Source organism: Microlunatus parietis (assembly GCF_013407955.1).
GTDB classification, from domain to species: Bacteria; Actinomycetota; Actinomycetes; order Propionibacteriales; family Propionibacteriaceae; genus Microlunatus; species Microlunatus parietis.
Window position 1 is genome coordinate 6,014,492 of the sequence record NZ_JACCBU010000001.1, and the last position, 12,754, is coordinate 6,027,245.

Here is a 12,754-nt window from a genome sequence, read left to right on the forward strand (position 1 = left end):
TTTTACGGTGCCGAAGTTCGCTGGGCTCGAACCGCTCGCGGGTGCGAGTCCTCGGACTTCGCCCCATCAGATGAACAGTTTCGGCAGGTAGGTCGGGGCGTCGCTGTAGGGCGTGACCTCGCCGGCGGCGACTCGGTACATGCGTGTGTGGGCTTCGTGTGCGGCATCCACGACTGGGTCGTACGGGCGGTGGCAGACGTCGATCAATCCGATGTTGTAGTTCTCGCCGTCGAACCGGCCGATCGCGGACTGGTCGTACAGGGTGAAGTAGTGGACGCCAACGCACCAGGGCTGGGAGGCCGCGTGTTCGGTGTAGGCCCGGAAGGCCTGTCCGCGAGCCGTTTGGTCGGGCACGTGACCGATTCCGCTGGCGGGTAGGCCGGCGTCGAGGGCGCCGAAGTGCCATTCGCCGATCATCACCGGACATCCGGTCTGGTCACTCAATTCCTGCATGGTTTCGGCCGGAACGCGCTCCCGATAGCAATTCAGGCTGAAGACATCGAAGTCACCCATGCCGGAGAGTGCCCAGGCGGGAGGCACGGTGTAATAGCGGGCGCCGAGATTGAGATGGTGCGGGTCGACGGCCCGGCAGGCTGCGGACAGTTGGCCGAACAGTTTCGCCACCAGCACGGTGCTGAATTCTTCAAGATCATGTTCGGCTGCCGCGGTGAACCCGCCGGTCCAGCGATGGGTGGAAATCTCCTCGAGTGTGTCCTGGTGTCCCCAGGCTTCCGAAAGCTCGGCGTCGGTGGCATATCGCTCGGTCAGAAATTCTCGGAATGCGACTCGGCTGGCACAAGGTCCGCTGGTGCGCAGCATCCCCGCGGCGGGGGTTTCCTGGGCAAATCCCCAGGTGGGTTCGTTCATCAGGAAGTAGCCGATCAACGCGGGATCGTCTCTGGTGCTGCTCAGCGCAGCAGCGTAGTCGTCGGCGTCCTCGGCGAAGCTGGGGTCGAAGACATCGGGAAAGTCGCGATAGATCATCGGCGTGCGACGACAATTCAACTGCAAGGGGCGGACGTAGCTGAATTGCGCGCGCTTCGCCAGATCGATATCGGACCAGTTCCCGATCGTGGTGAATCCGTATTGCTTCAGCAGCCCGACCGTGATCTGCTCCCATTCAGTTCGCCAACGGTCGCCAAAGGTGTTTCTGAGATTGCTGACCAGGAAGTTTCCGCCCGAGTCGGGGTTGCCGGTCAACGCATCGGTCAGCCCGTCGACGTGTCCGGCGACGTGCGGGACGACGCAGTCGACACCGGATGACCAGAAGCGGTAGCCGGCGGGGTCGACCAGCCACCAGCGTCGCCCGTCGTGGTGGGTGCCGAAGAAGCCTGTCGGCTCGGCGATCCGGTCCGCCGTCTGCCAACCGCCCCATCGGGAGAAGCCGTCCGGCCACTCCGCGCTCTCGGCGAGCGACCGTTGCTGCTGGAGCCGGTCGCGTACTTCGTGTTCGTCCTTACTGCGGGTCGGCCAATCGTGGAGCGTGCTTTGGCCGAGCTCGTCCAGGAGTGGCCCGCGGGGCAGGAGCGGATGGTCCAGCTTCGGAGGCGCGGCGTCGAGGACCCGGAGAGGTGTCATGCACCAGCGCACCGGGTCGCCGTTGTGACGGACCATCCGGAGCTCCATCCATCGGACCTGGGGGAGATCGACCGCCTCCCCGAAGCAGATCGGCTTCAACCAGGCGCCTTCCCGGTCGAGGCGCCATCGGTTGAAATCGGTGACGCTCAACGGCACCCGGACTCGTGCCTGACACTGGGCCAGGGCACCGAACATCAGCCGGAAGACCGCTCCGCGATCCTCGTGCAGCGATAGTTCGAACACGGCCAGATCGGTGCCGTCGAGCAGCAGATCGGTCCACAGGAACCGATCGCTCCGCAGGATTCCGTACGGCAGCTCGTATCGAAGCCCGGCATCGGTCTCGTCGGCCACCAGCCAGGCGCCCGCCTCCAGCGGCGCCGGCGCCGGATCCCGACGACATGGCCCCAGCAGTTCCGGTCGGCCGAGCTCGATCGGGTCCGCCATGATCATTCCTCCTGGGTCGCTGATCGTCAGGACAGCAGTCGGTCGATGATCCGCCTGTCCGTACGCGGATCGCTCCACACCATGGCCGCGGCCCCGGAAGCGCCGACGGCCGGGCCGCCACCGAGCTCGGACAGCACGACGGGCACGTCGCGATGGGTACTGAGCGCGAGTTCGTGCACCCGTCTGGCCACGCTGTCGCGGAGCACTTCACCGGCTCGGGCCATGTCGCCCCCGATGATCACCAGTTCCGGGGCCACCACATTGACCAGGCCGGCCAACGCCATGCCGAGTCGATCACCGGCCTGATGGAACGCGCCGGCCGCTGCGCGATCGCCGGCGGCGGCCAGGGTCAGCACCTGCTCCCAGGTCGGGGACTCCGGCCACGTCCGTTCCAGGCTGCGCATCACCGCCGCCCGCCCGGCCGAGAGCACGAGGCAGCCGCGGTTGCCGCAGGCACACTGATCACCGGCGACGTCGATGGACAGGTGGCCGAACTCGCCGGCCGACCCGTTGTGGCCGCGGACCAGTTCACCGTCGATCACCATCCCGACGGCAATGCCGCTGGCGGCGTGGGCGTACAGCACGTTGCTGCAGCCACGGCCGGCGCCCCAACGACTCTCGGCGAAGGTCTCCATCCGTACGTTGTTGTCCACCAGCACCGGGACTCCGGTTTCGGCCTCCATCACCTCGCGGACGTTGACCCCGCTCCACGGCTGGTCGGCCAGCGCCCCGGTGACCTGGCCGTCCGGGGCGACCTGGCCCGGCACGCCGATGCCCAGTCCGAGCAGCCGGACGCCGGCCGACCTCTCGTCCGCCAGCAGCTCGTTGAGCAGGCTCAACGCGGCGTCGCGCCGGACCTCCCAGCCGTCCTCGGGATTGACGGTGGTCGAGGCGGTGCCCATCGTGGCGCCGGTTGCGGTGCGCACGCTTGCGCTGATGGTGTCGAGGGTGGTCTCGATGCCTGCGGTCCACAGCCGATCGCTGAGTTGAACGGTGGCACCGGCGCGGCCGTCGACGTGCCCGCCTTGGTCGGCGTCGGGTGTCCGAGGCAGTTCGATCACCACACCGCGTTGCAGCAGCTCATTGACCAGGCTCGAACCGGTCGTCCGGGTTACCTGCGTGGCCCGGGCCAACTCGGCTCGATGGCCTGGCCCGGTGGTCGCCAGTCGGCGGATCAGCCGGTCGAGGTTGCCGCGCCGAAGTGCTGCCATCGATCCAGCGGAAGTGTCAGCTGCAGAAACACTCTTCGATGAGGCCACGGGACAACGCTAGCCCATCTCTCAGGTGTGTCAGACCTCTTGACACACTTTCCAAGATTCTGATGGACTGCGCCCAACGTTCATCCATCGCTCCGTCAGTGTTGAAGGAGACTCCATGGCTGGCCTCCGGGTGGATCGACTCGTCAAACGGCTCGGTAATCAGCTGGCCGTCGACGACGTTACCTTCGAAGTGGCAGAGGGTGAGTTCTTCGTCCTGCTCGGATCCTCCGGATGCGGGAAGACCACGACACTGCGAACCATCTGCGGCATCGAGCAGCCCGATTCCGGGAGGATCGTGATCGCCGATCGCGACGTCACCGCGTTGCCGTCGCGAGAACGCAATCTCGGGATGGTGTTCCAGGAGTACGGCCTCTATCCGAGCATGGACGTGCTGGGCAATATCGCGTACGGGTTGCAGGCGCGCGGCGGGCTGCCCAAGTCCGAGATCGAGCGCCGCGTCGTCGAGGCGGCCGAGAAGCTCGGCCTGACACCGTTGCTACGAACGTCGATCGTTGACCTGTCCGGTGGCGAGCAACAGCGGGTCGCACTCGGGCGGGCGATGGTGAAGGATGCCGACGCCTATCTCTACGACGAGCCGCTGTCCAATCTCGACCCCAAACTCCGCCATCGAATGCGGCGAGACATCCAGGATCTCCACCGCGCCAAGCAGAAGGCGACCCTGTATGTCACTCATGATCAGACCGAGGCGTTCGCGCTGGCGGATCGGATCGGCGTGATGGCTGAGGGTCGGCTGCACCAGGTCGGGACCGCGGAGGATTTGATCGAATCCCCGGCGACCACGTTCGTTGCCTCGTTCGTCGGCACGCCCCCGATGAACCTGCTCGCCGGCGAACTTCACAACGTTGACGGAGAGTTGGGCGTGCAGTGCGCCGGCGTGCGGCTGCCGGTCCCGCCGGCGGCGAAGGTAGCGATCGAGGATCACGGCAGGACCGCGGTCATCGTCGGCATCCGCCCGGACGGACTCACGATCACGGGGACCGAGGCCGCGACGATCTCGGCAACGATCGCCGATGTCGAGCCCCTCATCGGTCAAACGATCATTCGGGCGCGGATCGGCGGTGATGCCACGGTATCGGCCCTGCTGGACGGCGACACCGGCGATCACCTGTCCACCGGTCAGGTGGTTCGGCTGGGTGTCTCGGCCGAGATCTCGCTGTTCGATCCCGACACCGGATCGGCGCTGGCGTCCTGACCGGGGCGAGAGCTGACGACGATGTCTTCGATCACCGGCGCAGACCGCATGGCGCCCGACGCCGCGCCCGGAGTGGACGCCGGATTCGTCCTGCTCGGCCGAACCCTGGCGGCGACGCTCGGACCGTCGCTGAGCTCGGTGCTGTCAGCTGTCGGCATGAGTGGTGAGCTGCTCACCGATTCCGCGACCATCGTCCGCCGGATCACCGCACTCGACGACCGCCACCATGACACCGGTGCTGCGATCATGCGTGACCTGGTCACGTCGGTCACCCAGCAGTACGGTGACGGCGGCGCGACGGCCGCGGTGCTGGCGATGGCGATGCTCCGCCGTGCTCGTCGAGCGACGGCGGCAGGTGCCAACCCGGTCCTGGTCCGACGAGGTCTGGCACGCGGCGCCGAGGAGGCCGGTGCCGCGATCGTCCGGCAGGCCCGGCCCGTGTGCAGCGGTGCCGAGCTCGCGGCACTGGCGACGGCGAACTGCGGCGACGAAGAACTCGGCGCGACCGTTGGCGAGCTGATCGACTTCGTCGGCCAGGACGGTGCGGTCGCGGTCAGCGAGGTGAGCGGCGCCGGGGTCTGGCACGACTACCTCGACGGTTCACGGTGGACCGCCCGGCCGGCCAACCGCGGCGTGATCGGCCTCGGACAGTGCGAACTGACGCTGATCGATCCGGTGGTCGCGATCATCAACGAGACCCTCGACGAGCCACGACGGCTCACGCGGTTGCTCGAGGTCGTCCAAGCGATTCCCGGACGTCCGCCGCTGCTGCTGATCGCACCGGAGATCACCGAGGCCGTCCAGACGATGCTGGCGGTCAACGATCGTTCCGGTGCGCTGATCAATGTTCCGGTCGTCCTGACCTCGGCGCGGGTGCACCTGGCCGAGGATCTGGACGATCTTGCCTTGTTGACCGGAGCGTCGGTGCTTGGTGATCAACTCGGGCGATCGCTGACCCGGGTTCGTGAGTCCGACCTCGGTCGCGGTCGCCGAGTCGTGCTGCGTCGCGGCGATCTGACCCTGCGGGGCGGCTACGCGTCGGCGGCCGGGATTGACGCCCGGGCGGCCGCTCTGCGCGCCCACGCCGCTGGGCTGGGAGCCCATCACGCCGCCCACGAACGGGTCTGGCTGCGGCAGGCCCGGTTGACCGGTCAGGTCGCCGAACTGTTGGTCGGTGCGCCGAGCGACGCCGAACGTGAACCCCGCGTCCGCCTGGGCAAGCGTCTGGTCCGGCTGCTGGCCACCGCGCAAGGCCAGGGCTGCGTGCCGGGTGGAGGGGTGGCGCTCCGCGACAGTGCTCCAGCCGTACGGGAGTCGGCGCGAGACTGCGACCACCCCGACGTCCGCGCCGGGATGGCTGCGGTCGTCGACGCTCTGGACGCCTCGCTACGCCAGCTCATCCGCAATTCCGGCCGGATCGACCCGTCCCCGATCCTGCTCGAGCTCGAGCGAGCCGGTCCCGGCCACGGATTCGACGCGACGACCGGCCACTGCACCCGGATGGTCGAGGCCGGGATCGTCGATCTCGCGGGGGTACAGGTCGGCGCGGTGCGCGCCGCGGCAGCCACGGCCGGCCTGATGATCTCCGCCGAGGTGATCCCATGTCGCAACTGATACCGCCCGTAGCGACCGCCGCCCGAACACCGCTGGGCGCCCGAACACCGCTGGGCACACAGTGGCACTGGCTCCCCGCCGATGATCTTGCTGCGCCGGTGCTCGCGGTCAAGGCCATCGCGGGCGAGGTTTGGGTCGGCGGACCGGGCGGCGTCGCCCGCAGCTCCGACATTTCGGTCCGGCCCACACCGGTCGGCGCGGTCACCGCGATCCTCGACTGCGACGGGTGGCTGCTCGTCGGCGGTTGCTCGGGCATCGCGCGGGCTCGGCTGGACCGGACCGGGGCTGACGGCTGGTCGTGGGAACGCGGCGCGATCGAAGGTGCACCGGCGGTCGTGGCCGCGCTGGTCCGGTTGGATCCCGACGGCACGGTGTTGGCGGCGACCATCGGCGGAGGCGTGCTCCGTTCAACCGATCGAGGCGCCACCTGGAGGCCGGCCAACTTCGGATTGCCGACCAGCGAGATCAGCGCCCTCGCCGTAGGAGCCGGCGCCGTCCTCGCCGGCACCGACCACGGCGTCGCCGTGTCGACCAACGGCGGTCGGGCCTGGCGAATGTGCGCGGGCACCGAGGGCCGACAGGTCGCGGGGTTGGCTGTCCATCCGGGCGGTGCCGCGGTGGCGGCGTTGGAGACCGGCGGTTTGCTCCGGACCGATTCCGTTCGCGATGAGCCGTGGCACACAACGGACAGCCCAGCGGCGACAGCGCTGGCCATCACTGGCGGGGGAGTCCTCATCCTCGGGACCGAGGCCGGGGTGCTGGTGTCGGCCGATCAGGGATCCCCATGGCAGGCCGTTGCGACCGCCAAGCCGGTTCTGTCGCTGACCGCCGATGGCAACACCTGCCACATCGGCACGGCCGACGGACTCTACGCCGTCGCCATGGAATCCGATCCGACGTTGCGGCCGATACCGATCCCGAGCCTCGCCGATCTTGATCAACTCCGGCCGATCGGCGCCGACGCGGCTGGGCACACATGGCTACTCGCCAGCGGTGCGTTGACCGGAATCGCCCTTCGGAGCGGCGGCTCCGGCTGGCAGATCCCAGCAGGCGCGCCGACCCATCCGACCGCCGCGGCGATCTCCGGCGACGCGATCCTGGTGGCAAGCCCGTACGGCATCGCCCGCGCCGAGTTGGCGGGGGTGCTCGCGACCGGTGAGTGGATCGCCGCGTCCGACGCCCCGTGCCGCGACCTGATCCTCCGCGACGACGGCACCGGATGGGCGGCTCCGAGCGGGCACGGCGACCACCTGCTGCGGACCGGCGACGGGGGTCGGACCTGGGCCGAGCATCCGACCCCGTTCGGTGCGCTACCCGTGGCCAAGCTGATCGACGGCGGCCATCTTCTCGTGGCGATGATCATGGACCGACGCCACCAGCACGTACGGATCTGGGAATCAGACGATCTGGGGACCACCTGGCGACTGGCAGCCGACGGAAGCACCGCCTGGCCGATCGTCGGTGGCCTGGGCGATCCACTACTGCTCAGCATCGGCCGCTCGGTGCTCCGGCGCCAGGATCGGCGCTGGCAGTCTGCCCGCACCTTCGACGACGGCATCGACCTCGTCGCCGGCGACCGCAGCGGGATCGTGGTCCTCACCTCCACCGAGCTGTGGTGGTGTCCCGATCCGGTCAGGGCCGCCGCGAACTGGATCCGCATCGACGACGGGCTGCCGGTCGCCGAAGTGCGCGACCTCGCCGTACAGCAAAGAGAAATCCACGTCCTGATGTCCGGCGGCCGAGTCTGCCGAAAACACCTGTAGCAGCAACGACAACGGAAGGTTTCAACGATGACGAATTCCGTGGCCCTCAGTCGCCGACAAATCCTCAGAACGATGGCGCTCGGTTCGGCGACCCTTGCCGCCGGCGGGGTCGTGACGTCCTGCACCAGACGCGGCGCCGATGAAGCACCGGATCCGGGCCAGAAGGTGGACGTGACGCTGAAGACCGCAGCCTGGCCGTACGCCGCGATGCCCAGCGAGAGTGCCGCTGCCGACGATCCCGTACTGGGCGCCTATCGCGAGGTCCTGCAAACCTGGCTGAGCGACAACCCCGGCGTCAAACTCAGCGCCATCGAATTCGAGGTGTGGGATCAGCAGGCCCTGACCACGGCCGTGACCGGAGGCACGGCGCCGTCCTTCTTCCCGGGCAATGTGCTGGGCGGATGGAACGACACCGTCACCAAGTCGGCCTTCCTGCAGGGACTCTCCGCCGATGTCACCGACGTCCTCGACCGCTACCAACTCAACGACAAGATCGCCCCCTACGCCCGGCCCATCTGGGATTCGTGGAAGGTCGACGGCCGCTACTACGCCGCGCCCCAGGGGTACGGCGCCGGGAACGGCATCTACTTCCGCCGGGATCTGATCAACGAGTTGGGGCTGCGGGAGCCGGAGGCGGGCTGGACCTGGAGCGATCTCACCGAACTCGCCAACGGTCTGACCAAGGGAAATCGGCGCGGCCTCGCCGCCCAGTCCTACTTCCTCGGGGTGTGGCTCGGATCGGAGGGCTGGTCCTTGCTGCCGCATATTCCGGCACCGGACACCTCATGGAACTGGGCGTACGACTACCGGGCCCAGGCCGACGTCTGGAAGACGATCATCGATCAGTACCGCGACATGGCGCTCAACGTGAAGAGCATCCAGTCCGACATCGGCTGGGCCGACGGCGACGTCACCGCCGCCTTCGCCCAGGAGCGGGCGGCGATGATGCCCAACAACCAGTTCTTCATGCTCGGCGACCCCGACACCGACAACACCCCGGCCAACCTCGCCAAGAAGCTGGACAAACCGCTGGACGACGTCGTCGGCTGGATCCAATACCCGGTGGGCCGGTACGGAAACAGGGCTGGCACCCAACCGTTCATGACGGTCCTCGGCTTCGACCCCGATCTGGATGACATCGCCCTGGACAAGGCGGTGAGCCTGCACACCTATCTGGCCTTCGGTGACGGTTTCGTCAAGCAGAAGCAGGCGATCTACGAGGCCACCGAGGACCTGCAGAAGGTGTGGAGCGATCCCACGCCGCTCGCCGGAAACGTCGAGATCCCCGGCGTTCCGGGATCGGTCGCGGAGGCCTGGGGCCAGCGGTACGCCGACAACGTCGCCGCGGCTGCCGCGCTACCGCTCATCCCGAACCAGAGCAACTTCTTGCCGGTGGAGGAAAACCCGGGCCCGAGTTCGACGGCCGTCCAGGACGCCACCTCGGCGTGGATGTATGAGAAGGGGAGCGTCGACGTCGACGCCGGTCTCGCCAAGTTGACCGACACGATGAACAAACAGGCCGGCGGATTCACCTCCAGCGCCTCCGACGACGACTTCATCGCCGGAGCGCGGACCTACTTCGAAGCGGTCGACGCGTTCTGGGCCGAGCACGCTCCGGACTATTCCGCCAACGTCGTTCGCCCGTGGTACGAGCGGACCGTGCTGCCCGCCCTGGGAGGCTGACCGTGACGGTAGATCAACAGCCGTCGTCGGCCAGCGCCGGCGCGGCGGACGAAGCCGAGTCGGGAGCACCGCGGGCCGACTCGTCGATGAGGACCGCACCCCAACTCAGCCGGCGCCGGAAGCTGGAACGCACGCTCTTCATCGCCCCGGCCTTCCTGTTCCAGCTGTCCTGGGGGTGGTATCCGCTGCTGATCGCGTTCGTGATCAGCTTCACCAACGCCCGCTTCAGGGGTCCGGTGGAGTTCACCGGCCTGGAGAGCTACACCCGGTTGTGGACCGACCCGCTGGTGGCCCAGGCGTTCCAGGTCACGGCGATCTATGCGGCCCTCTCCATCGCGCTGACCTTCTTCATCCCGATCTTCGTCGCCATCCTGTTGATGGAGATGCCGCGCAAGCACATCCGCTGGATGATGTTGCTGTGGTTCCTGCCGCTGTCAGGAATCGCGAGCACGTTGCTGTTCCGCTATCTCTTCAACACCGAGTACGGCCTGTTCCAGTGGATCGCCACCGAGATCCTGAATCTGCCCGTCCAGCCGTTCCTCAGCTCGGCCGATCAGGTGCTGTTCTGGCTGGTGTTCCCCGGGATCCTGTTCTTCGGGCCCGGGCTGATCTACATGGCCACCCTGCAAGGCATTCCGGCCTCTTACTACGAGGCAGCCGAGGTCGAGGGGGCCGGATTCTGGCGCAAGATCTGGACCATCTCCCTGCCCCGACTGCGGCCGATCATCTCGATGCTGCTGTTGTTCTCGGTCATCGGATCGATGCAGGCGTTCGAGTATCCGCTGATCATGACCGGCGGCGGCCCGGGCGGCGCCAGCCGGACGGTGGTGATGTATCTGTACGAGCTGCTGCAGAACGTGCGGTACGCCGACGCCACCGCCCTCGGCGTCTATCTGTTCCTCGTCACCATGGCGCTGATCTTGATCCAGCGCCGTGTCGTCCGCGAAGACCCCGACCAGTGATGCGACCCGAGCCTGGATCCGAGCTAAGGAGGGCAGATCATGACGCTCTTTCCACAGGTAGGCCGTAAGCAGCCGGCGCTTCGCGTCGGGTGGTGGGTGGTCGTCGCGCTCCTGATCCTGGGGATCGCCCTGCACCTGTTCCCGTTCTATTTCATGCTGATCACCTCGTTCAAGTCGGGCCAGGAGGTCATGCAGTTCCCGCCGACCTGGTGGCCGCAAGATCCCAACTTCGCCGGTTGGAACCTGGTCTGGAGCCTGGTCCAGGGCGGCAACACCGTGGCCGAGCAATTCCTCAGCGGACCGTTCTGGCTCTATTTCGCCAATTCGCTGCACATCACGTTCTGGACGCTGATCCTCGGCATCCCGATCACCTCGCTGGCGGCGTACTCCAACAGCAAGTTGCAGGGTGGCCGGATCGCCCGGTGGTCCTTCCTGTTCTTCATCGGCACCCTGATGATGCCCGCGGCGTTGACGCTGGTCCCCAACTATCTGCTGACCCGGAACTTCCCGTGGGCCTTGCCGGAAGCCCCGTTGATTCCGGGCACCGACTACGAGTTCTTCCATGTCCAGTTCTGGGACACCCACTGGGCGGTGATCTTGCCGGCGGTGTTCCAGGCGTTCAACTTCCTGTTGTTCAAGGGGTTCTTCGACACCATCCCGGACTCGGTCATCCAGGCCGCCCGGGTCGACGGCGGATCGGAGTTCAACATCTTTCGCCGGATCGTGTTGCCGATGAGCGTGCCGGTGTATGCGGTCGCGATCTGGGGCGCCTTCAGCGGCGCCTGGGATCAGTTCCTCTGGCCGCTGATCGTGTTGCAGAGCCCGGACAAGATGCCTGCCTCGGTAGAGATCTACCAGCTGTTGCAGCAGTTCACCCAGGCCGGGACGACAAGCGCCCAACAAGCGGGGGTCGAGTCGCAGCAGATGCAACAACTACTGGACGCCGGACTGTCCTGGAACGGCCTGATGGTGCTCGGCATCCTGCAGTCGCTGCCGGTGTTCATCGTCTTCATCATCTGCCGGGAGTACTTGCTGAAGGGCATCCGGATCCGAGGCTTGAAGTGATCACCACGGCAATCACCCCCACACGGAGGGAGGCCGGTCATGGCCAGCATTGAGATCGACCGGATCACCAAGAACTTCGCCGGCGATGCAACGGGGTCGGGCCCACCGGCGCTCGGCGGGGTGTCGATGAAGATCGCAGACGGCGAGACCATCAGCATCGTCGGATCGTCCGGCTGCGGCAAGAGCACCCTGCTCAAGGTGGTCGCCGGACTCGAGGAGGCGAACAGCGGCCGGGTGCTCTACAACGGCGAGGACATGACCAAGGTCTCACCGCAGAAACGCGGCATCGGCATGGTGTTCCAGGATTACGCCCTCTATCCGAGCATGAAGGGCAAGGGCAATCTGGCCTACTACTTCCAGGTCAATCAGCGCACCGAGGAAGAGGCGACCCAGCGGACCAAAGAGGTCGCCGAACTGATGGGCGTCGGATTTGATCAACTTCTCGGCCAAGCCCCGACCACGCTGTCGGGCGGCGAACAGCAGCGGGTGGCGATCGCCCGGTGCATCGTCCGCGAACCGCAGTTGTTCCTGATGGATGAGCCGATCTGCAACCTGGACGCCAAGCTTCGGGAGCGGACCCGGCTGGAGATCAAGAAGCTGCTGAAGAAGTTCGGTATCACCACGCTGTATGTCACCCATGATCAACAGGAGGCGATCTTCATGGGGGACCGGATCGCGGTGATGCGGGACGGGATCGTCGAACAGATCGGCGCCTTCGACGACTTGTACTACTCACCGGCCAACCTGTTCGTTGCCACCTTCCTGGGAACTCCGCCGCTCGCGGTGCTGCCGGCGACGGTGACCGGGCCGTCGATCATGGTCGACCAGGCATCCTGGCCGCTGCCGGCCACTGTGCGTCCGGTCCTGCCGGACGGGCCGATTCGGCTCGGCGTGCGTCCCGAAGGATGGCTGATCGGGCAGCCGGGCGGAGCCGAGCTGCCGGTACGGCAGTTGGAACGCATCCCGTCCGAACGCGTCTGCTACGCCCACGGCACGTTGGCCGGGGTCAACCTCACCGTGATCGCCGACCTTGATCATCCCCAGGGCCGGCCGCTGGCGATCACTCCCGACCTGGACCGGGCGTACTTCTTCGCCGCCGACAGCGAGAAGCCGATCCACGTCCCCGGCCCGCTCGACCTGTTCTGACCCGTACGAACTGTTCTGATCAGGAGT

The 12,754-nt window shown here is 67.0% G+C and carries 9 protein-coding genes; 7 read left to right on the plus strand and 2 right to left on the minus strand.

Annotated elements, in window-relative coordinates:
* Positions 1 to 66: 66 nt before the first annotated feature.
* Together BKA15_RS28975 and BKA15_RS28980 are read right to left on the minus strand one after the other, a co-directional pair.
* Positions 67 to 2,022: a hypothetical protein gene (locus BKA15_RS28975; RefSeq protein WP_179756891.1), complete on the minus strand. Its 1,956-nt coding sequence runs from the start codon at positions 2,020 to 2,022 to the stop codon at positions 67 to 69.
* Between the two features lie 26 nt (positions 2,023 to 2,048).
* Positions 2,049 to 3,233, minus strand: a complete 1,185-nt coding sequence (locus BKA15_RS28980; RefSeq protein WP_179756892.1) for an ROK family protein — start codon at positions 3,231 to 3,233, stop codon at positions 2,049 to 2,051.
* Positions 3,234 to 3,396: 163 nt separating this feature from the next.
* Between BKA15_RS28980 and BKA15_RS28985 the strand changes: the two genes are divergently transcribed.
* The 7 genes from BKA15_RS28985 to BKA15_RS29015 all read left to right on the plus strand — a co-directional run bounded on the left by BKA15_RS28985 (position 3,397) and on the right by BKA15_RS29015 (position 12,727).
* Positions 3,397 to 4,494: an ABC transporter ATP-binding protein gene (locus tag BKA15_RS28985; RefSeq protein WP_179756894.1), complete on the plus strand. Its 1,098-nt coding sequence runs from the start codon at positions 3,397 to 3,399 to the stop codon at positions 4,492 to 4,494.
* Positions 4,495 to 4,515: 21 nt separating this feature from the next.
* The gene (locus BKA15_RS28990; RefSeq protein ID WP_179756896.1) at positions 4,516 to 6,108 is read left to right on the plus strand and encodes a TCP-1/cpn60 chaperonin family protein; all 1,593 of its coding nucleotides are present in this window, start codon (positions 4,516 to 4,518) and stop codon (positions 6,106 to 6,108) included.
* Entirely contained in the window at positions 6,096 to 7,871 is a 1,776-nt protein-coding gene (locus BKA15_RS28995; protein WP_179756898.1) for a beta propeller repeat protein, read from the plus strand. Before BKA15_RS28990 ends, BKA15_RS28995 begins: the two co-directional genes overlap by 13 nt.
* A gap of 72 nt (positions 7,872 to 7,943) precedes the next feature.
* Positions 7,944 to 9,554, plus strand: coding sequence for an ABC transporter substrate-binding protein (locus BKA15_RS29000; RefSeq protein ID WP_179756900.1), 1,611 nt, complete (start codon positions 7,944 to 7,946; stop codon positions 9,552 to 9,554).
* Positions 9,555 to 9,556: 2 nt separating this feature from the next.
* Positions 9,557 to 10,516 (plus strand): carbohydrate ABC transporter permease, encoded by a 960-nt coding sequence (locus BKA15_RS29005; RefSeq protein WP_179756902.1) that lies wholly within the window; start codon positions 9,557 to 9,559, stop codon positions 10,514 to 10,516.
* Between the two features lie 39 nt (positions 10,517 to 10,555).
* Entirely contained in the window at positions 10,556 to 11,581 is a 1,026-nt protein-coding gene (locus BKA15_RS29010) for a carbohydrate ABC transporter permease (RefSeq protein WP_179756903.1), read from the plus strand.
* A gap of 39 nt (positions 11,582 to 11,620) precedes the next feature.
* A complete protein-coding gene (locus BKA15_RS29015) occupies positions 11,621 to 12,727 on the plus strand; it encodes an ABC transporter ATP-binding protein (RefSeq protein WP_179756905.1) in 1,107 nt (368 codons plus the stop codon).
* The last annotated feature ends 27 nt before the right edge of the window (positions 12,728 to 12,754 follow it).

Coding starts and splice junctions, on each gene's coding strand:
- BKA15_RS28985 (WP_179756894.1), top strand. CDS start 3,397: ATGGCTGGCCTCCGGGTGGATCGACTCGTCAAACGGCTCGGTAATCAG.
- BKA15_RS28975 (WP_179756891.1), bottom strand. CDS start 2,022: ATGGCGGACCCGATCGAGCTCGGCCGACCGGAACTGCTGGGGCCATGT.
- BKA15_RS28990 (WP_179756896.1), top strand. CDS start 4,516: ATGTCTTCGATCACCGGCGCAGACCGCATGGCGCCCGACGCCGCGCCC.
- BKA15_RS29015 (WP_179756905.1), top strand. CDS start 11,621: ATGGCCAGCATTGAGATCGACCGGATCACCAAGAACTTCGCCGGCGAT.
- BKA15_RS29010 (WP_179756903.1), top strand. CDS start 10,556: ATGACGCTCTTTCCACAGGTAGGCCGTAAGCAGCCGGCGCTTCGCGTC.
- BKA15_RS29000 (WP_179756900.1), top strand. CDS start 7,944: ATGGCGCTCGGTTCGGCGACCCTTGCCGCCGGCGGGGTCGTGACGTCC.
- BKA15_RS28980 (WP_179756892.1), bottom strand. CDS start 3,233: ATGGCAGCACTTCGGCGCGGCAACCTCGACCGGCTGATCCGCCGACTG.
- BKA15_RS28995 (WP_179756898.1), top strand. CDS start 6,096: ATGTCGCAACTGATACCGCCCGTAGCGACCGCCGCCCGAACACCGCTG.